A 22,332-nucleotide genomic window follows, 5' to 3' on the forward strand; every position below is an offset into this window, starting at 1 on the left:
ACACGGGAGGACGCGAGGGGCCATGGCACACGAAACCAGCGATACCGGCAAGATGAGCGTGCTGCGGACACCACGGTTCTGGATAGCCCCCGTACTTCTCGTCTCCGTCGTCATGTCCCTGCTCGCCGCGCTGTACATGGGCGGCATGCTCAATCCCCCCAAGCATCTCAACCACTTCCCCATCGCCCTCGTCAACCAGGACGAGGGCGACACCCTGCCCAACTCCGATCCGCCGCAGCAGCAGAACTTCGGCAACCAGATCGCCGCGGGTCTTCTCGAGGGCGTCGATCCGAACAAGATCGAACTGCGGCAGATCGGGATCGCGCAGGCCCAGTCCGCACTGGACAACGGCGAGATCTACGGTGCGATCGTCATCCCGAGCGACTTCACGAAGCGCACCTTCATCCTCGCCCAGGCGAGCGTGATCCCCGGGGACGTCGAGCGACCCGTGATCACCATCTACACGAACCCCCGCGCCGGCACGATCAGTGCGAACCTCGTCCAGAACATCGGCGAGATGGCGATGGACAAGGCCAACCAGTCGATGGGCGAGCAGCTCACCACCCAGGTGACGCAGCAACTCCAGGCGACGGCCCCCGACCTCCAGCTGTCGGGGGCCAGCCGGCTGGTGCTCGACGACCCCATCGACGTGCGGATCGTGGCGCACAACCCGCTGCCGGACGGCACCGGTTTCGGGCTGGCTGCGTTCTACTACGCGCTGCTGATCGTCCTGGCCGGATTCACCGGTGCGACCATCGCGAGCACGCTGATCGACGGCATGCTCGGATTCACCCCGACCGAGGTCGGGCCGCTGTACCTGCACAACGAGGCGGTCCCGATCTCCCGTTTCAACACCCTGCTGATCAAGTGGGCGGTGATGGTACTGCTGGCGATGATCGTGTCCGGGCTGTACCTGTGGATCAGCTCCGCCCTCGGGCTTCCGATCACCGATCCGCTCGCGCTGTGGGAGTACGGCGCGTTCGCGATCGCCGCCGTCGGGATCACGGCGATGTCGGTGATGGCCGCGTTCGGGAACCTGGGCCTGCTCATCAACCTGATGGTCTTCGTCGTCCTGGCGCTCCCCTCGTCCGGGGGCACGATCCCGCTGGAGGCGGCGCCGCGGCTGTACAGCTGGCTCGGCGAGTTCGAACCGATGCACCAGATCTACATCGGGGTGCGCGCCATCATGTTCTTCGGCGCCTCCGGCGACGCCGGCCTCATCCACGCCGTGTGGATGACCCTGGCCGGCCTGCTCATCGGACTCGTCTTCGGTGCCGTCATCACCCGGTTCTACGACCGCAAGGGCCTGCACCGCCGCCACAGGGCACAGACCCAACCCGACCCCGACGTGGACAGGGCCGGGGCGTGAGTCACGCGGGCGCGGACGACCAGGCCGTGCCGAACTGTTCGTACCAGGGATGCGGGGCGGGCACCGCCGCCAGGATCCGCTCGACGAACCGATCGGGGTCGCCGAGTTCGGTGAGTCCGACTCCGCGGCGCTCGTAGTCGGCGAATCGGTCGTGCAGTCCGGCGATCACCTTGTCGGTCACCGTCTGCTCGAACTCTTCGATGGTTGCCATCGGATGCCCCTCCTTCCGGCAGAAGCGTCTGCGTTTCAGTGTAGTGCCGACCTGCGGATTCACCCCCGTTCGCCGGCGGATTATCGCCTGTCGGTGGCGCAGAGCAGACTGGGCCCGTGAGAGTGGTCATGGTTCCCGGCGCCGAGGGTGGCGCGACGACCGTTCGCACCGATCCCGCGGGAGTTCCGGTCGAGTCGCCGCGTCGGCACTCCGACGCCGTGGCCGCGGTCCGCGACATCGAAGCAGCCGAACACCCCCGCTGGGTGTGGACGAGCACCGCCACCGTCTATCCGGCGCTGCTGCGGGCCGGGGTGCGGGTGCGGCGCTGCCACGACCTCGCGCTCGCCCATGCCGTCCTCAGCATGCGCGACGGCGTTCCGGCGCCGCCGGCCGACGAACCCGTCGACGAACGCCCCGGCCTGTTCGACACCGCACCCGCCACGGATCCGGCGCAGGTGGTCGCCGACTTCGCGGAGCAGCGGAAGACGATCGGCGACGATGCGAAACTCGACCTGCTGGTGGCCGCCGAATCCGCGGGAGCGCTGGCCGCCGCGGAGATGAGTTTCGACGGTCTGCCGTTCTCCACCGCCGCCCACCGCGCGTTCCTCGAGACGACGCTCGGGCCCCGGCCCGCCGGGTACGACCCGCCGCAGCGCATCCAGGACGTCACCGTGGAGATCGGGGCGGCGTTCGGCCGTCGCATCAACCCGGCGTCCCACGTCGAGGTCGTCGACGCCTTTCGCCGGGAGGGCATAGAACTGGCGTCGACCCGCAAACACCTGCTGCGCGACGTCGATCACCCTGCCGTCCCGCTGCTCCTGCACCATCGGGACCTGTCCAAGCTGTTCAGCACGAACGGCTGGCAGTGGCTGGAGAGCTGGGTCCGCGACGACCGGTTCCGCCCGGTCTACGTCCCCGGCGGCGTGGTGTCCGGCCGCTGGGCGAGCCGCGGCGGCGGCGCACTGCAGATTCCGAAACCGCTGCGGTCGAGCGTGATCGCCGACCCGGGCCATACGTTCGTCATCGCCGACGCCGGCCAACTCGAACCGCGCATCCTGGCCGCCATGTCGGGTGACACCCGCATGGTCGCCGCTGCGGGCGCCGACGACCTGTACGCACCGGTCGCGGCGGAGACGTTCGACGGCGACCGCGGCAAGGCCAAGGTCGCGATCCTCGGTGTGCTGTACGGCGCCACCGCCGGCGAGGCGCGTTCCCTGCTCACCCTGCTGCGCACCCGCTTTCCCGTCGCCGTCGAATACGTCGAGAGGGCGGCCCGCGCCGGTGAACGCGGCGAGGTCGTGCACTCGTGGCTCGGCCGGGCCTGCCCACCGCCGTCCCCCGACTTCTGGTCGCACGGCGACGCGCGTTCCCGCGGCCGGTTCACCCGAAACTTCGTGGTGCAGGCCACGGCATCCGAGTGGGCGCTGTGCGTACTCGCCGATCTGCGACGCCGCCTCGCCGACGAACCGGACAGCGAACTGGTCTTCTTCCAGCACGACGAGGTGATGGTGCACACCCGGGACCCGGAGTCCGCGACGCGGCACGTGCTGGGCGCGGTCGACGTAGCCACCCGGTTGCTGTTCGGCGAGACGCGGGTGCGATTTCCCATGGATGTGGCGGTGCGGGACTGCTACGCGGAAACCTCCGACGAGGCCTGACCCACGCAGGTTTCCGGTGTCGCGGGTGCGCCCGGCATGGTGTACTGGGACGCACTGCTGGCGGGGGCGGCGAAGGAGAACCCATGACGAAGTTGGATTCGACGGACTCGAGCACGAGCGGCGAGAAGTCGCGCAGATTTCGCTGGCCCGCGTTCACCATCGTGGCCATCGCGATCGTCGCGTTCTTCGCGGGCGGATTCGGGGGGACGTTCCAGGGGAAGCTCACCGAGGTCCAGAAGAACGACAACGCCGCCTACCTGTCGAGTTCCGCCGAATCGACGATCGTCACCAACGAAGCGTCCAAGTTCCTCACCGTCGAAACCATCCCCGGTTTCGTGCTGTTCCACGGCGACGCACCGCTCACCGACCAGGACAAGGCCGCCGTCGCGCAGGCCCATGACGCCATCGCGGCTGTCGACGGCGTCGACGCCGAAGGCATGTCCCAGCCGCAGTTCTCGGAGGACGGCACCACGGCGTCGATCTTCGTACCCCTCGTCGCGAAGGAAGACGGCACGGCGGTCGCCGGCGACGTGCTCGCCGCCACCGAGGAGAACGTCCTCACCGCCGCGAAGGACGCGGCCACCGGACTCGAGGTGCTCCCCGCCGGTCCCGGCGGCCTGCTGGTGGCGTTCATCGACGCGTTCGCCGGTCTCGACGGCGCCCTGCTGGGGGCCGCGCTGCTCGTGGTGGTCCTGATCCTGCTGGTGGTGTACCGCTCGCCGGTGCTGTGGTTCTTCCCGCTGTTCTCGGCGCTGCTCGCGCTCGGTCTGGCGTCGATGGTCATCTACTTCCTCGCGAAGGCCGACGTGCTCACGCTCACCGGGCAGAGTCAGGGCATCCTGTTCGTTCTCGTGATCGGCGCGGGCACCGACTATGCGCTGCTCCTGATCTCCCGCTATCGGGAAGAACTGCACTTCTATCCCAGCCGGTTCGACGCCATGATCAAGGCCTGGAAGGAATCCGCTCCCGCCATCACGGCGTCGGCGGTCACCGTCATCCTCGGTCTGCTGTGCCTGACGTTCTCCGAATTGAACTCCAACAAGAGCCTCGGCCCGGTCGCCGCGATCGGCATCGCGTGCACCTATCTCGTGATGATGACGTTCCTGCCGGTGGCACTGTCCGCGGCGGGGCGGTGGGTGTTCTGGCCGCGGAAACCCAAGGTGGATCACGCCGCCGACCTCACCACGCACGGCCTGTGGGGCAAGATCGCCGCCCAGGTCGGAAGCAAGGACCGTTCCCTCTGGATCGGCACGACGGTGCTGCTCGCCGTGCTGTTCCTGGTGGGCATCGGCAGTCTGAAGACGGACGGGCTGTCGTCTTCGGAGAACTTCACCAACCGGCCCGACGCCGTCGTCGGCCAGGAGTTGTACGACTCCAAGTTCGATCCGGGCGCAGGCGCGCCCGCCGTCATCGTTACCAACGCCGATCAGACGGACGCCGTCATCGCGGCCGTGAGCGGCTTGGAGGGTGTGTCGACGGATCCCGGCGCGGTGTGCCCGCAGGTCGATGTCGAGAAGCTGTCCGCCCTCGTCAAGTCGAACCCGGCGGCGGTGGCTTCGGCGGCCGGGCAGGGGTGCGCACCCGACTTTCTCACCGCCGCACCGATCGACGGTCGGATGGTCGTCAACGTGACCCTCGCCGACTCGTACGATTCGCCGGAAGCTCTCGAGACGGTGAAACGGCTGCGGGACGCGGCACACGCCGTGCCCGGCGCCGATGCACTCGTCGGCGGCAGCACGGCAACCACTCTCGACGTGCAGACGGCGTCGGTGCACGACCGGAACCTGATCATTCCGATCGTTCTCGTCGTCATCTTCGTCGTGCTGTCCCTCCTGCTCCGCGCGCTGCTCACCCCGATCATCCTCATCGCGACCGTGGTCTTGTCGTTCGCGGCGACGCTCGGGGTGTGCGGGCTCTTCTTCACCCACGTCTTCCATTTCGCGAACGCGGATCCCGCGTTCCCGCTGTTCGCGTTCGTGTTCCTGGTGGCCCTCGGCATCGACTACAACATCTTCCTGATGACGCGGGTCCGCGAGGAAACCGAGGAACACGGCACCAAATCCGGTGTGCTGCGCGGACTGGCGGTGACCGGTGGGGTCATCACGTCGGCCGGTGTGGTGCTCGCCGCGACGTTCGCGGTGCTGGGAGTGCTGCCGCTGGTGTTCCTCGCCGAGGTCGGCTTCGCGGTCGCGTTCGGCGTGCTGCTCGACACGATCATCGTGCGCAGCATCCTCGTCCCGGCGCTCTCCCACGACATCGGCAAGAAGATCTGGTGGCCGTCGGCGTTGGCGAAAGCCAAGGACTAATACGCTTCGTCCGTCCACAGGTGGAACAATGCGTAGGCCCGCCACGGCCGCCACGCCTCGGCGAGTTCCGCTGCTTTCCTGCCGGTCTTGACCCCCAGCGCGCGTTTGAGAACGAGGTCGTCGGGTGAAAACGCGTCCGGGTCGCCCAGTACCCGCACCGTCAGATAGTCCGCCGTCCACGGACCGATGCCGGGCAGCGCGATCAGACCGGCCCGGAACTCGGCCGGGTCGGTGTCCGCGCCGAGGCGCAGTCCGTTCGACGCGGCCTCGGCGAGTGCGAGCACCGTCCTGGCCCGGGCCCCGGTGAGACCGAGGGTCGAGCGGAACTGTTCGGGTGCGAGCGCCGCCAGCGTCTGCGGTGCGGGGAACGCGAAGAAGCCGTCGTGGACGGGTCGGCCGTACGCGGCCACGAGGCGGCTGCCGAACGTCCGGGCGGCGGCCAGCGAAACCTGTTGGCCGAGAACGGTCAGGACCGCCGTCTCGAACCCGTCCACGCTGCCCAGGCGCCGCAGTCCCGGCCGCTGCGCCACCAGCGGAGCAAGCTGCGGGTGGCGGCTCAACGCGGCGTCGATCGGCAGCGGATCCGCATCGAGGTCGAGCCAGCGCCGGATCGTGGCGGTCAGCGCCTCGACGTCGTCCGGGTCCGCCGGTGTCAGGTGCGCCTCGACATACCCGTCGGCGGGTCGCACGAGAACGGACACCAGCGCAGGCCCGTGCGGTCCCTCGACCACCCGGGTGTGGGTTCCGTCGGAATCGTGTCGCTCGAGCCCGGCCACGGTGTGCGCGCGGAGCGCACCCCACAGCGGTCCATGGGTGAACGGACCCCGATACGGCAATCGCACTCTCATGTGTCCTCGAGACCCGTCATCCGCAGCGTGATGTTCAGTCGGCCCGTGGTCAGCCCGCAGTCCGGATCACTCGTGCCGGGAAATACTTTCGGCACTCCGTGATACGCGAAGCGGGACTCGCCGCCGAACACGAACAGGTCGCCGGAAAGCAGTTCGACGTCGGTGTACGGCTTGGTGCGGGTGGTGGTGTTCCCGAACCGGAACGTGCACGTGTCGCCGATGCTCAACGACACCACGGGCGCGTCGGATCGTTCCTCCTTGTCCTGGTGCATGCCCATCTTCGCGGCGTCGTCGTAGAAGTTGATCAGCGCGGCATCGGGTGTGTACCCGGCGGCGGGCTCCCCATACGCGTCGCCGACCGCCCGTCGGCCGAGTTCGACCAGCCAGTCGGGCACCGGCGCGACACGCCCACCGCCCGCGTCGTCGGCGGTCCGCGAGTAGGAATACGGCTTCCAGTGCCAGCCGAGGCACACCGTCTGCACCGACATGCGGTGTCCGGTCGGCAGTTGCGCGGCCCGCATCGGGACCGGGGCGGTGGCCCATCCCCGGCATTCGGCCACCAGGTGGCGCTGCTCCTCCGGCGTGAGCCAGTCGGGGACGTGGACGGCGCCGGGCGCGACCACGGTCCGGGGTCGGGGTATCAAGGCGGACATCACGGTCACTCCGCGTCGTGCAGGACCAGGCCGAGGGTCCGGCGGGTGCCGCGTCTGATGGTGCTGACGCCGTGCCGTACCGGTCCCGTCGACCAACCGTGGGTCGAACGTACGGGACGGTCCCGGGTGGTGAAGATCAGCGCGTGACCCTGCTGCAGCGTCGTCACCGTGCCTCGCGACTGGGCGCGGGGCCGCTGCTCCACCAGCATGAACTCGCCGCCCTCGTGATCCACCCCCGGACGGTCGAGTCCGATCACCACCTGCAACGGGAACACCAGGTCGCCGTAGAGGTCGCGGTGCAGGGCGTTCCAGTCGTTCGCGCGGTAATTGAGCAGGATCGGCGTGGCCCTCTTCTGTCCGGCGTCGTGGCACAGGTCCAGCCATTCGTCCAGGGTGTCCGGCCAGGGCGACGGCTGCCTCAGCTTGACCGCCCAGTCCCGAGCCACGGGAAGCAGTTTCGGGTAGAACGCGGCGCGGAGTTCGGCCACGACCTCCGGTAGCGGATAGTCGAAGTACCGGTACTGTCCCGAGCCGAAGCGGTGCCGGGCCATGTCGACGGTGGACCGGAAACGCTCGACCTCCTCGTACATGTCCGCGATCTGCCCGCATTCCTCGGCGGTCAGGATCTGCTCCGATTGCGCGCATCCCGCGGCGTCGGTCTCGGCGTGCAGTGTCGGCCAATCCAGAGCGTTCACGCGTTGCGTCACGGTGCTCATGCCGCGGCCTCCAGGGTCAGCAGAATCGATTTGGCCTCCGGGCCACCGGCGTACTGGCCCATGCTGCCGTCGCTGCGGACCACCCGGTGGCAGGGCACCACGACGGGCAGCGGATTGAGCGCGCACGCGGTGCCGACCGCGCGCACCGCTTTCGGACTGCCCGCGGCGACCGCGACCGCGGCGTAACTGGCGGTGTGCCCGTAGTCGATGTCGGGGAGGTGGCGCAGCACCTCGAGCCGGAATCCCTTGGACAGCCGGAAGTCCAGCGGAACGTCGAAGCTCGTGCGCCTGCCGAGAAAGTACTCGTCGATCTCGTGGGCGACCCGGTCGAGCCGGGCCGGTGCGCGCAGGATCCGGGGACTGATCTGCTCGGCGAGGGTCTGCAGCACGGCATCGTGATCCTGGCTGGGGAAGGCGACCCGCACCAGCCCGCGATCGGTGGCGGCGAGCAGCAGCGAACCGACCGGGGTGTCGAGTGTCCGGTACGCGACGTCGAGGAGCCCGGCTTCGGCGGCGGCGACGGCGAGACGCTCACGCAGTTTCTGCTCCACCGGGGAGTCCAGCGGGTACAGGGAGTAGACGATGTCGGGCATGTTCATGTGATGTCTCCACTCACAGAGATCGAGAGGGTCTTGCGTAGCGCCGCAACGCCGTCCGCGGCCGCCCGCCGCGACGCGGCCGGGGAGTTGCCCAGGATCACCGCGATCTCGGTGTACGGCAGCCCGGCGAGGTAGTGGTACGCCACCGCCGCCCGCTGCTTCATCGGCAGGGCGCCGACCGCCTTCCACAACTCCGGGTCGTGGCCGCCGGGAAGTCCGCGGTCGGTGGTCTGCTCCGGCAGTTCGTCGGTGGGGACGGGCCGCCGGTCGCGGGCACGGATGTGGTCGAGCGCCTTCCGGTGCGCGATCGTCACCAGCCACGCCTCGACGTTGCTGTCGGGACTCAGGTCGGGGTACGCACGCATCGCGGCGATGAACGTCTCCGACCAGGCGTCCTCGGCGTCCACCGGACCGACGACGGCCCGGCAGACCCGCAGGACCGTCGGGCCGTGCTCGGCCACGACGTCTTCGAACGGCTTCAGGGTCATCGGCTCAGCCGGAGCCCCGCCCGTTCCGCTTCGCGTTCGAGCAGGAACCGTTTGCGGTCGAGACCGCCCGCATACCCCGTCAAGCTGCCGTTGCTCCCGATCACCCGGTGACAGGGAATGATGATGCTGATCGGATTCCTGCCGTTCGCCGCCGCCACCGCGCGCACCGCAGTCGGGGTGCCGAGGGAATCGGCCAGCTGACCATACGTCCACGTGTCGCCGTACGGGATGGTGCGCAGTGCGTCCCACACCCGTTTCTGGAACGGGGTGCCCCGCGCGGCGAGCGGAACGGTGAAATCGGTGCGCCGTCCGTCGAAGTATTCGGCGAGCTGAGTGGTTGCCTCGTCGAACCCTGCGGTGTCGCGGTCCCCGAACGTCGCGGGATTCGGCTGGTGCCGGTGTTCGACCATGTAGATGCCGCTCAGCACCCCGCCGACGCTCACCAGCGTCAGGGGGCCGATCGGCGAATCGATGACAGTGTGTGCTGCTCGGTCGGCATTCACGGTGCCAATCCTTCCAGGTGTACGGGCCTCTGAAAGGTAGACGTCTGCCACGACCGAAACGTGAGGTGCGGAATGCATCAGGCAGGATGGGCCGATGTCTCTCGTACAACTCGGCACCCGCGACCTGGTGCGTACCGTCACCGGAATCGCCCGGTGGTCGGCGGACACCGCTGAACTCGTCGTCTCCCTTCCCGGCCGGATCGGCGTCCTCCTGGACCAGGTCGAGGTGCTGATCGCCCGCATCGAGGCGATCAGCGACGGCGCCGAGATCGCGGTGACACGGGCGAACGCGGTTGCGGAAGCGGCGGCCACCGTCGTCGCCACGGCGGGGACCACGTCCGCGTCGGCGCAGACCCTGATCGACCTGTACGAGCCGCTCGCGACGAAGGCCGCCCCACTCGCGCAGCGGTTCGTCGACGACCTCACCGAGGAGGAGATTCACGCCGCGATCGGGTTGGTGGACCACCTGCCCGAACTGACGATGCGCATGGAGGGGCTCCTGCCGATCCTGGCGACCCTCGACACCGTGTCGCCGGAGATCCACCAGCTCCTCGAGGAGGTCCAGGGGGTGCGTCAGGCGATCCAGGGCGTCCCCGGGTTCAAGTTCTTCCGCAAGCGCGGCGAGGCGCAGGAGGACGAGGACTAGGCGCGGTACCCGTCCGTTCCGGCCCGTCCGACGACGATCTTCGGGACCACCGCGCGTGAGGACAGCCGCAGCACGGCGTCGACGAGTTCGACGATGTCGTTCACCTCGATCATCGTCTCGGGTGGAATCGTGTCGTGCGTCCACGCGGCCATGTCGGTGTCGACGTACGCCGGGGCGAGTGCGGTCGCGGAGATCCCGTTGCCCGACTCCTCCACGTTCAGCGTCTCGGTGAGCGAGATCAGCGCGGCCTTGGTCGCCCCGTAGACGGCGAGCCCTGCCTCGGCGTACACACCGGTGATCGATGCCAGGGCGACGACCTTGGATCCGCGTCCCGGGTTCTCCGCCGCACCCGTCCGGAGCAGCGGCAGCGACTGCTGCAACAGGCTGAACGGCGCCCGCAGGTTGACGCCCAGGCTCTTGTCGAATCGGCGCATCGGGAATTCGCCGATGGCGCCGGCGGTGCCCACCCCGGCATTGAGTACCAGTGCGTTCAGCGAACCGAAGGCGTCGGCGTGCGCCTCGACGACCCGTCCCGCCGACTCCTCGTCGGCGAGGTCCGCCGCGACCACGACGACGTCCTTCGCGCCCGCGGTCCGCAGGTCGGCGGCCACCGATTCGAGCCGCTCCCGGTCGCGGGCCGTGATCGTCAGCCCGTACCCCTGCTCCGCGAGGCGGGTGGCGATGCCGAGTCCGATGCCACGCGAGGCGCCGGTAATCAGTGCGCTGCGGCTCATACGGTCTGTCCTTTCAGGGCGCGCAGGCCCGCTGCGATGAATTCGGGCACCGCGTCGCCTGCCTTGTCGAAACCGTCACCGACGGTGGCGCCTGCCCGGTAGCGGTGGTTGATGCCCTCGGCGATGACGGCGAGCTTGAAGTTCGCGAGCGCCAGGTAGAAGTTCCAGTGCACCAGTTCACGCCCCGACGCCACGGTGTAGCGCTGCGCGAGATCGTCGGCCGACGGCAGTCGCGGACTCGTCCACGCCGCCGGTTCGCCGAGCACCAGGTCGAGAGCCGGATGCCGGTAGACGCACATCAGAGCGACGTCGGTGAGCGGGTCACCGAGGGTCGAGAGTTCCCAGTCCACGACGGCCGCCACGGTGCTCACGTCACCGGGCGCGAGGATCGTGTTGTCGATGCGGTAGTCGCCGTGCACGATCGACGACTCCGACTGCTGCGGAATCGACTCGGCCAGCGCGGCATGGAGGCGGTCGACGTCGGCGGAATCCGATGTCCTGACCCTCGCCCACTGACTCGCCCACAGCTTCACCTGCCGGGCCACGTAGCCGTCCGGGCGGCCGAGTTCGCCCAGGCCGACGGCGTCGTAGTCGACGTTGTGCAACGCGCCGAGCACGCGGACCAGTTCGTCGGTGCACGAGTCGATGTCCGCGTCGGACAGCGCATCGAGGTCCGATTTGGTCCGGATCACCTGGCCCGTCACGTGTTCGACCACGGTGAACGACGCGCCCATGACGCTGTCGTCCTCGCACAGCGCGACGGTCGCGGCGACCGGCACGTCGGTGCCCTGCAGCGCCGAGGTGATGCGGAACTCGCGGGCCACGTCGTGCGCCGAGGGTGTGAGCCCCGCGGTGGGCGGCCTTCGCAGCACCCACCGCGAGGAGTCGTCGTGAATGGCATACGTGAGGTTGGACTTGCCGCCCGAGATCAGGTCGGCCCGCAACTCGCCATTCAGAGGGACATTCGAATCGGACAGGAACTTCTGCAGGGCAACGAGATCGAGGCCGCGGTGTTCGGTCATGCGCCGGCCTCCCGCGCGGCCTTCTTCGCGGCACCCACCACGCGCTTGGCGATGGCCCAGCGGTGCACCTCGGACGGGCCGTCGTACACCCGGAACGGCCGCACCTCACGGGACAGCCGGGCGAGCGGCAGGTCGCCGGACACGCCGAGACCGCCGCACATCTGCACGGAGTTGTCGACGATCCGGAAGATCGCCTCCGCCGCGTAGGTCTTCGCGATGGACGTCGAGTTGCTCGCGTGGCCGCCCTGGTCGAGTTCCCAGCAGGCCCGCGTCAGCAACGCCCGGGTGGCGGCGATGTCGATCTCGTTGTCCGCGATCATCTTCTGGACCATGCCGAGATCACCCAGCTTGCCGCCGAAACCGTCACGCTGCGCGACGTGCGCCACGGCGACGTCGTGGCCGCGGCGCGCGGCGCCCAGCCAGCGCATGACGTGCGTCATCCGGGCGGGCCCGAGCCGGACCTGGGCGTAGGCGAATCCCTGGTCCACCTCGCCGAGGACCCCGCTGTCCGGAACGAACAGATCCTCGAAGAACACCTCGCAGTGCCCACCGATCATCGCCCGATCGAGGGTATCGATGTGACGCCCCACCGTCAGCCCCTCGGCGTCGGCCGGCGTGAGGAACATCGTGGCGCCGCCGCGGTCGCCGGGCACACCGGACGTCCGGGCGAAAATGATGAAGAATCCGGCGCCGTCGGCTCCGGTGATGAAGTACTTGTGGCCGTTGATCTTCCACCCGCCCGGCACCTTCTCGGCGCGCGTGGTCAGCGCCGACGGGTCGGAGCCGGCTCCGGGCGACGGCTCCGTCATGGCGAACGCCGACCGCACGTCGCCGTGCGCCAACGGAGCGAGGAACCGCTCCTTCTGCTCGGCGCTCGCGATGTGCGCGAGCATGTGGACGTTGCCCTCGTCGGGTGCGGCGATGTTCAGTGCCGTCGGGCCGAACAGGGAGTAGCCGGCGGCCTCGAAGACGGGCGCGCGGTCGGTCATGTTCAGGCCCTGACCGCCGTACTCGACGGGTGCGTGCGGGGCGAAGACTCCGGCGTCCTTGGCCGCCTTCTGCATCTGCACGCGCAGGGTGTCGCCACCGGCGGCGGTGATGTCGCCGCCGTGCTCGTCCTCGATGGGCAGCACGACTTCGCGGATGAACGCCTCGGTCTTCTCGACGAGTGCGGTCACCTCGGGTGCATAGGACAGATCGATCGCCACAACTACCTCCAGTCAGTACGGCGACTCCGGTACCGACCGATCACTCGCTCGGTCGAAGTCGTTCCCGAGAATCCCACAGGTTCGGAACTGGGTCAAGCCTCAGCCGGATGCGCCGACGGCGCTCCTCGCGATCGCCAGGTACCGCTCGACCAGTTCGTCGGGCGACAACGGCCCGTCCTCGCGGTACCAGGTGGACACCGCAACGCACATCGTGACCACGGCGCGGCTCGCATCCTCCGGGAACGGTGTCCGGAAATGCCCGGCCGCCACCCCGTCCCGGACGATGTCGTCGAGCATCTCCTGCTGCTCGTCGCGCAGCGCGATGTACGCCTGCCTGCTCTCCGGTTCCATGCTCCGCGTCTCACGGGACGCGACGAAGGCTTGCTCGCGGCGGTACATGTGGAACCGCAGCAACGACTCGATGACCGCGTCGAACCGCTCCCCCGGTGTCGGGCCCGCCTCGGACACCGCCGCGCGACTGCGATCGAGGAGATCCCGCATCACGACGTTCGTCAGGCCCACCAGCAACGCCTGCTTGGAGGGGTAATGGTGATAGAGACCGGGGACCGAGAGCCCCGCACGTGAGGCGATCTCACGGATCGACGCGCCGTCGTACCCCTTCTCGACGAACGCCGCCAGCGCCGCGGCCAGAACCTTCGACAACCCCTGGTCGGTGTACTCACGCCAGGAACTGCTGCGCTGGGCGCCCTCTACCGTCATGGGTCCTACGGTAGAACAGGTACCCGCCGGTCCCCTGCCGTGGTCGCGGGAGTTGACTAGCGTGAGTTTCCTAGGTAGCCGAGTTTTCGTGTCGCGTCGTGCGTGTTGAGCTGGGCAAACGCGACCGGAGAGTGTATTACCTATATATGGCTTCGATCGTGGGGAAACGGCAGGGAGGGAAGACGTACTACTACCTGGTCGAGTCCGCCCGGGTCGAGGGTAAACCGCGCATCGTCTCGCAACAGTACCTGGGCAGCGCGGAGGAGGTGACGGCGAAACTCGCCGGCGCGCAAGCGGGTGCGCCGGTGCGCAGTGCACACAAGAAGTTCGGGGATGTCGCCGCGGTGTGGTCGGTGCTTGAACGTCTCGGCGTGGCCGAGGCGATCGATGGGGTGGCTCCGCGCCGCTCGGATGCGGCGGTATCGGTGGGCACCTATATTGCGCTGGCCACGCTGAACCGGATCGTCGCCCCGTGCTCGAAGGCGGCGTTCGCGTCCTGGTGGGATTCCACCGCCGCACCGCGGTGGTGCCCACTGCCGGCCGGGTCCCTCGATCACCGCAAGTTCTGGTCGGCGATGGACCGTCTCGACGGCGACGATCTGGCGCGGATCGAGGGAGCGTTGTCGGCGCGGATGGTCACCGAGTTCGGTCTCGACCTGACCGCGTTGGTGCTGGACATGACGAATTTCGCCACCTACATCGACTCCGGTAACGAGGCCGCCCCGATCGCGCAGCGGGGCAAGGCGAAACAAAAACGCGTCGACCTGCGCCTGGTCGGGTTGGCGTTGGTGATCACCTCCGACGGCGGTATCCCGCTGCTCTCGCACCCTTACCCCGGCGATCGCCCCGACGTGACCCAGTTCCCCGGGGTGATCGACGATCTCGTCGACCGCTACCGCAGCGTCGCCGCCGGCATCGAGGGGGCCACGATCGTCTACGACGCCGGGCAGAACTCGGCCGCGAACCACGCCCACATCGAGGCGGCGCGGATCGGGTTCGTCGGCTCCCTGCCGCCCTCGGATCACCCGGCCCTGCTGACCGTGCCCGCTGACGCCTACCACCGGGTCGACGATCCCCGACTGCCCGGGATGCGCGCCTACGACACCGAGGTCGACGCCCTCGGGGTCCGGCGGCGGGCGATTGTGACCCACTCGGCGTCGCTGCACGCCGCCCAGTCCCGCGGATTCGACCAGACCCTCGACAAGGCCCGCGACCGGCTCGGCGCCCTGCAGGTGCGCCTGGCCCGCGGGCGCACCCGCCGCGACCGGGCGGCCGTGGAGCGCGAGATCGAGCAGATCTGCGCGCCGCGGTGGGTCGCCGAGGTGCTCACCGTCACTCTCACCGGCACCACCGCGGCGGAGCTGCGGTTGCGGTACCGCACCGACCGCCACGCCCGCCGACAACTCGAGGACCGGATGTTCGGCAAGCGGATCCTGTTCACCAACCGCACCGACTGGCCGGTCGCCCGCGTGATCGCCGCCTACCGATCCCAGTCCGACATCGAGTCCGGGTTCCGGCAACTCAAAGACCCCCAGGTGATTTCGTTCTCCCCGATGCACCACTGGACCGACCAGAAGATCCGCGTTCATGTCTTCTACAGCGTCCTGGCCCTGACCGTCGCCCACCTGATGCGCCGCGAGGCCGCCGATGCCGGACTGCATCTGTCGGTGCGTGAGTTGCTCGCCGAGCTGGCTGGCATCGAGGAAACAGTGCTGCTCTACCACGACGGCACCAAAGGTCGCCCCCGCGCCCAACGAATGCTCACCGACCACAGCGACACCGCCGAACAACTGGCCCGGCTGTTCGGCATCGACCGCTACGCACCCACCCGATGACCGGCCACCACCGACTTAGGTAATACACCCCGACCACACCAAAACCAGCTCCCACCAGCACTAATCGCACCGAAGCCACAGCTATCTAGGAAACTTCCGCTAGAGTCGAACGAGGTCGCCCAGATCGACAGCCTTCTCCGACAGAGAGCCAGGGACCACCCGATGATCCATGTCCGTCACTCCGCGATCGCAGCCGTCCCCCTCCACGTGGCCTTCGCGTACATCGACGACTACCGGACGGTCCCCGACTGGATGTTCGGAGTCTCGGAGTTCCGTCCGATCGGCGAATTCGACCAGGGGCTGGAGTCGACATTCGACGCCGCGATCCACATCGGCCCGAGCACCCTGCGGTCCCGTCTCGAGGTCACCGAGTGGGTGCAGGACCGGGTCATCACCCTGGCGTCGCTCGACGGCGCCGCCAACTCCTCCACCTGGGAGTTCACCGCGCACGGTAAGGACAAGACCGAAATCAGCGTGGACTTCGCGTACAAACTCCCCGGCGGTCTCACCGGCAAGGCCCTCGGTCTCATCGTCGAACCGTTCGTCGAAACGGCCGTGAAGAACACCGAGGCCACCCTGCGGCAGAACCTCGAGGAGTTGTACGCGAAGCGCGCTCGCTAGCGTCCGGGCAGGAACGCCAGCCGTCCGACCGTCGTCCCGTCGCCGAGGCGTCCGATGCCGTCCGCGACATCGGTGAGCCCGAGCCGCTCGCTGATCATCGGTTTGATCTCGCCTGCCGCGGCCATCCTCGTCAGCTCGTCGTGACACTCCCGGATGGCGGCGGGGTCGTAGGCGTTGTACAGACCCCAGTGCAGCCCGATGATCGAGTAATTCTTGATCAGCGCATGGTTCAACCCGGGTGACGGGATGGTGCCACTCGCGAACCCGATCACGATGATGCGTCCCTCGAACGCGATGCACTTGGTCGACTTCGTGTAGGAGTCGCCGCCCACCGGATCGAACACGACGTCCGCACCGCGGCCGTCCGTGAAGTCCTTAACGGCCTGGACGAAGTCCTCGCTGTGCCGGTCGATGACGAGGTCGGCACCGAGTTCCCGCGTGTAGGCCGCCTTCTCGGGCCCGCCGACGACACCGATCACCTTGGCACCCGCCGCCTTGCCCAGTTGCACGGCCGCGCTGCCCACGCCACCTGCCGCGGCCTGCACGAGCAGGGTTTCGCCGGGCCGGATCTGCGTCCTGCGGTGCAGCGCAAACCATCCCGTCTGATACCCGATCGACAGTGCCGACGCTTCGGCGTCGTCGAGGGCCTCCGGGGCGGGGAACGCGGTGGCCGCCGACATGACGGCCAGCTCCGCGAATCCGCCGTTCGGCAGGCTCGGCATGCCGATCACCCGGTCGCCGACCGCGAACCCGGTGACACCTTCTCCCAGCTCGACCACCTCGCCGCACAGCTCCACGCCGGGAGTGAACGGAAGCGGCGGCTTGATCTGGTACTCACCGCGGCACAACAGCACATCCGGGAAGTTGGCGGCCGCGGAGAGCACCTTGACCAGCAACTCCCCGGCCTTCGGCTCGAGGTCGGGGATGTCCTCGAACGTCAGGACGTCCCGCGGCTGACCCAGTTCGTGTACACGCCACGCCTTCATCGATCAGTCCTTCGGTCCACCGGCGACGTAGACGACCTGACCCGACACGAATCCGGCGCCCTCGCTGACGAAGAACGACGCGGTGTGCGCGATGTCGTCGGGCTGCCCGACGCGATTGACGGGGATCTGCGACGCCGCCGCCTTCTTGAAGTCCTCGAAACCGACACCCACCCGCTCGGCCGTCGCGGCGGTCATCTCGGTCTCGATGAATCCGGGGGCGATCGCGTTGGCGGTGACCCCGAACTTGCCGAGTTCGAACGCCAGGGTCTTGGTGAAGCCCTGCATGCCTGCCTTCGCTGCCGAGTAGTTGACCTGGCCGCGGTTGCCGAGCGCGGACGTGCTCGACAGGTTCACGATGCGGCCGAACTTGGCGTCCACCATGTGCTTCTGCACGGCCCGCGACATCAGGAACGCGCCACGCAGGTGCACGTTCATCACGGCGTCCCAGTCGTCGACGGTCATCTTGAACAGCAGGTTGTCGCGGGTGATTCCGGCGTTGTTGATCAGGATCGTCGGGGCCCCGAGTTCGGTCGCCACCCGTTCGACGGCCGCGGCGACGGACGCCTCGTCGGCGACGTTCGCGCCCACGGCCAGGGCTTCGCCGCCCGCGGCCTTGATCGCGTCGACGGTGCCGGCACACGCGGCCTCGTCGAGGTCGAGCACGGCGACGGCGTACCCGTCGCTCGCCAGCCGCTTCGCGACGGCGGCGCCGATGCCCCTGGCCGACCCGGTGACGATGGCGGTTCTACGTTCCTGGCTCACTTGTTTCCTCCATGCTGGTTGTTCTCGGTCTTCGTACGGTATTCGCGCAGTTCGCTTCTCGGTAGGGTCAGGACGGCTGGGCCAGGAGCGTCACCTGATAGCGGCGCATGCCCCGGATCCATCGGTCGTAGTCGGCGCCCTTGTGCCGGTACATTTCCAGCACCTCGGGGTGCGGAAGGATCAGGAATTGTTCGGCTTCCATTGCGGCGAGCACGCATTCGGCCACCTCGGACGGCTCGAGCACGGAACCCGCGGTGGTGACGGCGCGTGCGGCGGTGGCCGACAGAGCGGCGTCGTCGGTGAGCAGTTTGGTGTTGACGCCCATCGGGCACAGGCAGCTGACACGGACGCCTTTGTCGCCGTAGGTGACCGACAGCCACTCGGCGAATCCGACGGCGGCGTGCTTGGTCACCGAGTAGGGGGCGGAACCGATCTGTGTGAGCAGCCCGGCGGCCGATGCCGTGCTGACGAAGTACCCCTCCCCGCGCTCGATCCAGCCGGGAACGAGGCGGCGGGCGGCTCGGATGTGCGCCCGGACATTCACGTCGAGGGCGAGGTCCCACACGGCGTCGTCGGGTTCGAGTTGGTCGCCTGCCGCGACACCCGCATTGGCGAAGTAGAGGTCGACGGGACCGAAGGCCTGCTCCGCGGCGTCGATGACCGACGCGATCTGAGCGTCGTCGGACGCGTCGGCCTGCACTGCCAGGGCGGCGCCGGGATGGTCGGCGTCGATTCTCCGGACGATCGCTTCCAGCCCGGTGCCATCGAGGTCGGTGACGACGACCTTGGCACCCTCGGCGGCGAGCCGCTCCGCGAGTGCACTGCCGATTCCACCGCCGCCACCGGTGACGACGGCGACCTTCTGCGCAACCTGCACGAGATTCCTCCCTCGGGGGGACACGGACGTGGCCCCAGTCTTCCACAGAAATCACTTGAACCCGGTGTCGGATTCAGTTTTCTGGACCGAAGTGTCCCACACGCTCACGCCGCCGGCGAGAGCTCAGCTCCGCTCGGGGAACCTCAGTCCGTTCGCCCAGATCCGCGTCGTCGTGAACACGACGTCGTCGAAGTCGACAGGAGTGCCGTCGGTCCCGTTCACGCTGGCCACGAACACGTTGTACGCCAGCCGGCTGACCATCCCCGACAACGCCCGCGACGCCAGCATCGGGTCCAGTTCCTTGTCGGCGATGCCCCGCGCCTGCAACTCCGCGATGCCCCGCGCGTTGCGCGCGATGAACGCGTCGGCCCGCTGACGCCGCAGGTCCGCGAACGCCGGATCGATGTGAGCCACCTGCTCCAGCAACCCCATCAGCTTGGCGTTCCGACGGTAAGCCTCCAGGTAGGCGCGGTTGCTCGCCTCCAGTACCGCATAGGGGTCGTCGGTGTCCTGCACCCGCTTCATGCCCGGGTGCATCATGTCTTCCTGCGCGACCTCGAGGACGGCGGCGAAGACCTGCTCCTTGTTGTCGAAGTACGTGTAGAACGACCCCGTCGAGCAGTTCGCTTCCTTCGTGATGTCGGTGAGCCTGGCGTCGAGGTACCCGGACCGCTCGAACACCGTCCGCGCGGCCGCCACCAACGCCGCGCGCGTGCGTGCACCGCGAGGGGTCGCCGGAGGCTCCCGCAGCAGATCGGTGGCCGCCATCGACGGGGCGGGCTGATCGTCCCACTCTTCATGGACGGTGCGCGTGGTCATTTCCTACTTATACGCCAGCACCGCAGCCCCGCCCAACCCGGCGCTCAGGTGATCGTGATGCCACCGTCCACCGCGATCGTCTGACCGGTGACGTACGCCGCGGCGTCCGACGCGAGCCAGACCACGGTCGCGGCCAGCTCCTCCGGATCACCGAGGCGACCGAGAACCAGACGCGATTTCATCGATTCGAGGTACCCGTCCTGATACTGGTCCGTCATCTCCGACTCGAAGAACCCGGGGGCGATCGCGTTCACCCGGATGCCCTTGCGAGCGCCCCACTGCTGCGCGAGGTCGCGGGTCAGACCGATGACCCCGGCCTTGCTCGCGGCATACGCGGCCTGCGGAAGTCCCGCGGTCGTGAGGCCCAGCACGCTCGCGATGTTCACGATCGCGCTGCCCGGCTTCATGACCCGGCCCGCCGCCTGCGCCGCCCAGTAGGAGCCGTTCAGGTTGATGTCGACGACCTGCCGGAACTGCTCCGGTGTCTCCCTCGTCGCGGGGACAGCCGTACCGACGCCCGCGTTGTTGACGAGAACGTCCACGCGGCCGAACTTCTCCATCGCCGCGTCGATCATGTTCTGCGCCTGCGCCGGGTCGGCGATGTCCGTCGCGACGCACATCGCCTCACGTCCGGCCGCCCGTACCAGTTCGGCGGTCTTCTCCAAACGGTCGGTGCGGCGCGCAGCCAGCACCACGTCGGCACCGGCCTCCGCCGCCGCCTGCGCGAACGCCACCCCGAGGCCCGACGACGCACCGGTCACGACGACCACCCGATCGGTCAAGCTGAACTTGTCGAGAACGGACATACGAAGCGACTCCTTTGTCGTCGGGCTGTCGGGGTGCGGACTCAGAGGCCGAGGTCGCGGCCGATCAGTTCCTTCATGATCTCGTTCGAACCCGCCCAGATCTTGGTGACACGGGCATCCATCCACGCACGCGCGGCACGGTATTCGGTCATGAACCCGTAGCCACCGTGCAGCTGCACGCAGTGGTCGAGGACCTCGTTCTGCACCTGAGCAGTCCACCACTTGGCCTTCGCGGCGTCCACTGCTGTCAGCTCGCCGTCGGCGTGTGCGGCGACGCAGTTGTCGACGTAGGCCTGGGTGACCTCGACGCGGGTGACGAGGTCGGCGAGAAGGAACTTGTTCCACTGCAGCGAGCCGATGGGCTGCCCGAATGCCTTGCGGTCCTTGGCGTACTGGATCGTCTCCTCGAGAATCGGCGCGGCGTGCGCGATGTTCGAGACGGCGGCGCCGACACGCTCCTGCGGCAGCATCTCCATCATGTGGATGAATCCGCGGTCGATCTCGCCGATGATGTTCGTCGACGGTACGCGCACGTTCTCGAAGAACAGCTCGGCGGTGTCGGACTCGTGCTGGCCGACCTTGTCGAGCTTGCGGCCGCGCTCGAAGCCCTCCATGCCCGTCTCGACGGCGAACAGGGTGATGCCCTTGGACTTCTTCTCGGGGCTGGTGCGGGCGGCGACGATCACCAGGTCGGCGTTGTAGCCGTTGGTGATGAACGTCTTGGAACCGTTGATGATCCAGTCGTCGCCGTCCTTGACCGCGGTGGTCTTGAGCGAGGCGAGGTCGGAACCACCGGAGGGCTCGGTCATGCCGATCGCGGTGAGCAGCTCACCGGTGCAGAACTTGGGCAGCCAGCGCTGCTTCTGCTCCTCGGTCGTGAGCTGCACGAGGTAGGGCGCGACGACGTCGGCGTGAATTCCGAAGCTCGACGACACTGCGGCGCTTGCGCGTGCGAGTTCCTCTCCGAGGACTGCATTGAACCGGTAGTCGCCGGCCTCGCTTCCGCCGTACGCCTCGGGGACCTCGAGGCCGAGGAAGCCGTTGCGGCCCGCTTCGAGCCAGATCTCGCGGTCGATGAAGCGCTGCGCGATGAGCTTGTCTGCCACCGGCAGCAGGTTGCGGTTCACGAACTCCCGGACCGATTCGCGGAATGCCTCGTGATCGGGGCCGTACAGGGTGCGTCGCATGACCGCTCCTTCTGGATGTCGAGCTTTGACTGGTTCACGCTTCGAGCATGTAAGCGTCTGCTTATTTTCTAAGCGCTTGCTTATACTGAATGTGTGACGCGGTATTGTCAACAGCCGCGCAGCCGAGGATGGAGACAGACATGAGCGAATCACCCAGCCAGGTGATCAGCCCGTCCAAGGCTGCCGCCCGCATCCGCGCCGCAGCCGTCGACGCCTTCGCCACCAGCGGATACGGCGGCACCACCACTCGCGAGATCGCCGCCCGCCTCGACATGAGCCCGGCCGCGATGTACCCGCACTACCGCTCCAAGGAAGAACTGCTCTTCGCGATCAGTTACGAAGGCCACACCGGCGCACTCGACATCGTGCGGAACGCCGACCTACCCGACGAGACGCCGTCGACGAGACTGCAGGCACTGATCGGCGCGTTCGCCAGCTGGCAGGCCACCCACCACGCGCAGGCCCGCGTCGTACAGTACGAACTCAACGCCCTCACGCCGGAGCACTACCGCGACGTGGTCAAACTCCGCCGCGACATCACCCACATCGTCCGCTCCGTCGTCGACGCCGGCGCGGCATCCGGCGAATTCACCGTCCCCGACGGCGAAGGCGTCACACTCGCCCTCATGTCACTGTGCGTCGACATCTGCCGCTGGTTTCCCGCAGGCGCCTACACCGAACCGGAAGCCGTCGCGGACCTCTACGCCGGCCTCGCGATGCGGCTGGTCGGGGCAGCGTAGGCAGTGCCCGAGGGGTTG

Annotated in this window: 24 protein-coding genes; 7 read left to right on the forward strand and 17 right to left on the reverse strand. The window is 68.2% G+C overall.

Annotated elements, in window-relative coordinates:
- The first annotated feature begins 22 nt into the window (after positions 1 to 22).
- Positions 23 to 1,369 (forward strand): YhgE/Pip domain-containing protein, encoded by a 1,347-nt coding sequence (locus I1A62_RS18620; RefSeq protein ID WP_124391139.1) that lies wholly within the window; start codon positions 23 to 25, stop codon positions 1,367 to 1,369.
- A 1-nt stretch (position 1,370) separates the two neighbouring features.
- Here I1A62_RS18620 and I1A62_RS18625 read toward each other — a convergent pair whose 3' ends face one another.
- On the reverse strand, positions 1,371 to 1,580 hold the full coding sequence (locus I1A62_RS18625) for a hypothetical protein (RefSeq protein ID WP_072947758.1): 210 nt from the start codon (positions 1,578 to 1,580) through the stop codon (positions 1,371 to 1,373).
- Between the two features lie 116 nt (positions 1,581 to 1,696).
- Between I1A62_RS18625 and I1A62_RS18630 the strand changes: the two genes are divergently transcribed.
- Together I1A62_RS18630 and I1A62_RS18635 are read left to right on the forward strand one after the other, a co-directional pair.
- Positions 1,697 to 3,238 carry a bifunctional 3'-5' exonuclease/DNA polymerase gene (locus I1A62_RS18630; protein ID WP_219459378.1) on the forward strand — a complete coding sequence of 514 codons (1,542 nt, stop codon included), beginning with the start codon at positions 1,697 to 1,699 and terminating at the stop codon, positions 3,236 to 3,238.
- An 83-nt stretch (positions 3,239 to 3,321) separates the two neighbouring features.
- Positions 3,322 to 5,544 carry an MMPL family transporter gene (locus tag I1A62_RS18635; protein WP_219459379.1) on the forward strand — a complete coding sequence of 741 codons (2,223 nt, stop codon included), beginning with the start codon at positions 3,322 to 3,324 and terminating at the stop codon, positions 5,542 to 5,544.
- On the opposite strand, the gene I1A62_RS18640 is transcribed toward I1A62_RS18635, so the two are convergent.
- From I1A62_RS18640 to I1A62_RS18665, 6 genes are read right to left on the reverse strand one after another with little or no spacing between them, the layout of a single operon-like run.
- Positions 5,541 to 6,392: a DNA-3-methyladenine glycosylase gene (locus tag I1A62_RS18640; protein ID WP_219459380.1), complete on the reverse strand. Its 852-nt coding sequence runs from the start codon at positions 6,390 to 6,392 to the stop codon at positions 5,541 to 5,543. The genes I1A62_RS18635 and I1A62_RS18640 overlap by 4 nt on opposite strands.
- Positions 6,389 to 7,045, reverse strand: a complete 657-nt coding sequence (locus I1A62_RS18645; protein ID WP_219459381.1) for an alpha-ketoglutarate-dependent dioxygenase AlkB — start codon at positions 7,043 to 7,045, stop codon at positions 6,389 to 6,391. The genes I1A62_RS18640 and I1A62_RS18645 overlap by 4 nt, the downstream gene beginning before the upstream one ends.
- A gap of 5 nt (positions 7,046 to 7,050) precedes the next feature.
- Complete coding sequence (locus I1A62_RS18650; RefSeq protein WP_219459382.1) at positions 7,051 to 7,761, reverse strand: 2OG-Fe(II) oxygenase; 711 nt, start codon at positions 7,759 to 7,761, stop codon at positions 7,051 to 7,053.
- Positions 7,758 to 8,360, reverse strand: coding sequence for a methylated-DNA--[protein]-cysteine S-methyltransferase (locus I1A62_RS18655; RefSeq protein WP_087559124.1), 603 nt, complete (start codon positions 8,358 to 8,360; stop codon positions 7,758 to 7,760). The genes I1A62_RS18650 and I1A62_RS18655 overlap by 4 nt, the downstream gene beginning before the upstream one ends.
- Positions 8,357 to 8,848 (reverse strand): RNA polymerase sigma factor, encoded by a 492-nt coding sequence (locus tag I1A62_RS18660; RefSeq protein WP_124391133.1) that lies wholly within the window; start codon positions 8,846 to 8,848, stop codon positions 8,357 to 8,359. Before I1A62_RS18660 ends, I1A62_RS18655 begins: the two co-directional genes overlap by 4 nt.
- On the reverse strand, positions 8,845 to 9,351 hold the full coding sequence (locus I1A62_RS18665) for a methylated-DNA--[protein]-cysteine S-methyltransferase (protein WP_219459383.1): 507 nt from the start codon (positions 9,349 to 9,351) through the stop codon (positions 8,845 to 8,847). Before I1A62_RS18665 ends, I1A62_RS18660 begins: the two co-directional genes overlap by 4 nt.
- Before the next feature lie 94 nt (positions 9,352 to 9,445).
- On the opposite strand from I1A62_RS18665, the gene I1A62_RS18670 reads away from it, so the two are divergent.
- Positions 9,446 to 9,997, forward strand: a complete 552-nt coding sequence (locus tag I1A62_RS18670; RefSeq protein ID WP_219459384.1) for a ribulose 1,5-bisphosphate carboxylase large subunit — start codon at positions 9,446 to 9,448, stop codon at positions 9,995 to 9,997.
- On the opposite strand, the gene I1A62_RS18675 is transcribed toward I1A62_RS18670, so the two are convergent.
- From I1A62_RS18675 to I1A62_RS18690, 4 genes are all read right to left on the reverse strand, one after another.
- Positions 9,994 to 10,731, reverse strand: a complete 738-nt coding sequence (locus I1A62_RS18675; protein WP_124391130.1) for an SDR family oxidoreductase — start codon at positions 10,729 to 10,731, stop codon at positions 9,994 to 9,996. The two genes, I1A62_RS18670 and I1A62_RS18675, sit on opposite strands and share 4 nt — an antisense overlap.
- A complete protein-coding gene (locus I1A62_RS18680) occupies positions 10,728 to 11,753 on the reverse strand; it encodes a phosphotransferase family protein (RefSeq protein ID WP_219459385.1) in 1,026 nt (341 codons plus the stop codon). Before I1A62_RS18680 ends, I1A62_RS18675 begins: the two co-directional genes overlap by 4 nt.
- Positions 11,750 to 12,961, reverse strand: coding sequence for an acyl-CoA dehydrogenase family protein (locus tag I1A62_RS18685; protein WP_124391128.1), 1,212 nt, complete (start codon positions 12,959 to 12,961; stop codon positions 11,750 to 11,752). Before I1A62_RS18685 ends, I1A62_RS18680 begins: the two co-directional genes overlap by 4 nt.
- A gap of 99 nt (positions 12,962 to 13,060) precedes the next feature.
- Complete coding sequence (locus I1A62_RS18690; RefSeq protein ID WP_218270342.1) at positions 13,061 to 13,681, reverse strand: TetR/AcrR family transcriptional regulator; 621 nt, start codon at positions 13,679 to 13,681, stop codon at positions 13,061 to 13,063.
- A gap of 146 nt (positions 13,682 to 13,827) precedes the next feature.
- Between I1A62_RS18690 and I1A62_RS18695 the strand changes: the two genes are divergently transcribed.
- Both I1A62_RS18695 and I1A62_RS18700 read left to right on the forward strand, forming a co-directional pair.
- Positions 13,828 to 15,516 carry an IS1634 family transposase gene (locus tag I1A62_RS18695; protein ID WP_219459386.1) on the forward strand — a complete coding sequence of 563 codons (1,689 nt, stop codon included), beginning with the start codon at positions 13,828 to 13,830 and terminating at the stop codon, positions 15,514 to 15,516.
- A 162-nt stretch (positions 15,517 to 15,678) separates the two neighbouring features.
- A complete protein-coding gene (locus tag I1A62_RS18700) occupies positions 15,679 to 16,137 on the forward strand; it encodes an SRPBCC family protein (protein WP_124391126.1) in 459 nt (152 codons plus the stop codon).
- Here I1A62_RS18700 and I1A62_RS18705 read toward each other — a convergent pair.
- The 6 genes from I1A62_RS18705 to I1A62_RS18730 form a co-directional block, all read right to left on the reverse strand.
- On the reverse strand, positions 16,134 to 17,123 hold the full coding sequence (locus tag I1A62_RS18705) for an NADPH:quinone oxidoreductase family protein (RefSeq protein ID WP_219459387.1): 990 nt from the start codon (positions 17,121 to 17,123) through the stop codon (positions 16,134 to 16,136). The genes I1A62_RS18700 and I1A62_RS18705 overlap by 4 nt on opposite strands.
- Positions 17,124 to 17,126: 3 nt before the next feature.
- Positions 17,127 to 17,885 (reverse strand): 3-oxoacyl-ACP reductase FabG, encoded by a 759-nt coding sequence (gene fabG / locus I1A62_RS18710; protein WP_124391124.1) that lies wholly within the window; start codon positions 17,883 to 17,885, stop codon positions 17,127 to 17,129.
- Positions 17,886 to 17,952: 67 nt separating this feature from the next.
- A complete protein-coding gene (locus I1A62_RS18715; RefSeq protein WP_219459388.1) occupies positions 17,953 to 18,762 on the reverse strand; it encodes an SDR family oxidoreductase in 810 nt (269 codons plus the stop codon).
- Between the two features lie 123 nt (positions 18,763 to 18,885).
- Positions 18,886 to 19,581 (reverse strand): TetR/AcrR family transcriptional regulator, encoded by a 696-nt coding sequence (locus I1A62_RS18720; protein ID WP_005569496.1) that lies wholly within the window; start codon positions 19,579 to 19,581, stop codon positions 18,886 to 18,888.
- A 44-nt stretch (positions 19,582 to 19,625) separates the two neighbouring features.
- Complete coding sequence (locus I1A62_RS18725) at positions 19,626 to 20,387, reverse strand: SDR family NAD(P)-dependent oxidoreductase (RefSeq protein ID WP_219459389.1); 762 nt, start codon at positions 20,385 to 20,387, stop codon at positions 19,626 to 19,628.
- A 41-nt stretch (positions 20,388 to 20,428) separates the two neighbouring features.
- Positions 20,429 to 21,574, reverse strand: a complete 1,146-nt coding sequence (locus I1A62_RS18730; RefSeq protein ID WP_072947707.1) for an acyl-CoA dehydrogenase family protein — start codon at positions 21,572 to 21,574, stop codon at positions 20,429 to 20,431.
- A 140-nt stretch (positions 21,575 to 21,714) separates the two neighbouring features.
- Between I1A62_RS18730 and I1A62_RS18735 the strand changes: the two genes are divergently transcribed.
- On the forward strand, positions 21,715 to 22,314 hold the full coding sequence (locus tag I1A62_RS18735; RefSeq protein WP_219459390.1) for a TetR/AcrR family transcriptional regulator: 600 nt from the start codon (positions 21,715 to 21,717) through the stop codon (positions 22,312 to 22,314).
- Positions 22,315 to 22,332 lie beyond the last annotated feature (18 nt).

Origin of the sequence: Rhodococcus sp. USK10 (genome assembly GCF_019378875.1) — a bacterium.
GTDB lineage: Bacteria > Actinomycetota > Actinomycetes > Mycobacteriales > Mycobacteriaceae > Rhodococcus_F > Rhodococcus_F pseudokoreensis.

Bases quoted from the DNA above. Each gene is read 5' to 3' on its own strand.
- I1A62_RS18700 (WP_124391126.1), top strand. From the start codon at position 15,679: ATGATCCATGTCCGTCACTCCGCGATCGCAGCCGTCCCCCTCCACGTG.
- I1A62_RS18705 (WP_219459387.1), bottom strand. From the start codon at position 17,123: ATGAAGGCGTGGCGTGTACACGAACTGGGTCAGCCGCGGGACGTCCTG.
- I1A62_RS18660 (WP_124391133.1), bottom strand. From the start codon at position 8,848: ATGACCCTGAAGCCGTTCGAAGACGTCGTGGCCGAGCACGGCCCGACG.
- I1A62_RS18675 (WP_124391130.1), bottom strand. From the start codon at position 10,731: ATGAGCCGCAGCGCACTGATTACCGGCGCCTCGCGTGGCATCGGACTC.
- I1A62_RS18620 (WP_124391139.1), top strand. From the start codon at position 23: ATGGCACACGAAACCAGCGATACCGGCAAGATGAGCGTGCTGCGGACA.
- I1A62_RS18695 (WP_219459386.1), top strand. From the start codon at position 13,828: ATGGCTTCGATCGTGGGGAAACGGCAGGGAGGGAAGACGTACTACTAC.
- I1A62_RS18730 (WP_072947707.1), bottom strand. From the start codon at position 21,574: ATGCGACGCACCCTGTACGGCCCCGATCACGAGGCATTCCGCGAATCG.
- I1A62_RS18725 (WP_219459389.1), bottom strand. From the start codon at position 20,387: ATGTCCGTTCTCGACAAGTTCAGCTTGACCGATCGGGTGGTCGTCGTG.
- I1A62_RS18720 (WP_005569496.1), bottom strand. From the start codon at position 19,581: ATGACCACGCGCACCGTCCATGAAGAGTGGGACGATCAGCCCGCCCCG.
- I1A62_RS18670 (WP_219459384.1), top strand. From the start codon at position 9,446: ATGTCTCTCGTACAACTCGGCACCCGCGACCTGGTGCGTACCGTCACC.
- I1A62_RS18655 (WP_087559124.1), bottom strand. From the start codon at position 8,360: ATGAACATGCCCGACATCGTCTACTCCCTGTACCCGCTGGACTCCCCG.
- I1A62_RS18640 (WP_219459380.1), bottom strand. From the start codon at position 6,392: ATGAGAGTGCGATTGCCGTATCGGGGTCCGTTCACCCATGGACCGCTG.
- I1A62_RS18635 (WP_219459379.1), top strand. From the start codon at position 3,322: ATGACGAAGTTGGATTCGACGGACTCGAGCACGAGCGGCGAGAAGTCG.
- I1A62_RS18625 (WP_072947758.1), bottom strand. From the start codon at position 1,580: ATGGCAACCATCGAAGAGTTCGAGCAGACGGTGACCGACAAGGTGATC.
- I1A62_RS18690 (WP_218270342.1), bottom strand. From the start codon at position 13,681: ATGACGGTAGAGGGCGCCCAGCGCAGCAGTTCCTGGCGTGAGTACACC.
- I1A62_RS18680 (WP_219459385.1), bottom strand. From the start codon at position 11,753: ATGACCGAACACCGCGGCCTCGATCTCGTTGCCCTGCAGAAGTTCCTG.
- I1A62_RS18735 (WP_219459390.1), top strand. From the start codon at position 21,715: ATGAGCGAATCACCCAGCCAGGTGATCAGCCCGTCCAAGGCTGCCGCC.
- I1A62_RS18645 (WP_219459381.1), bottom strand. From the start codon at position 7,045: ATGTCCGCCTTGATACCCCGACCCCGGACCGTGGTCGCGCCCGGCGCC.
- I1A62_RS18650 (WP_219459382.1), bottom strand. From the start codon at position 7,761: ATGAGCACCGTGACGCAACGCGTGAACGCTCTGGATTGGCCGACACTG.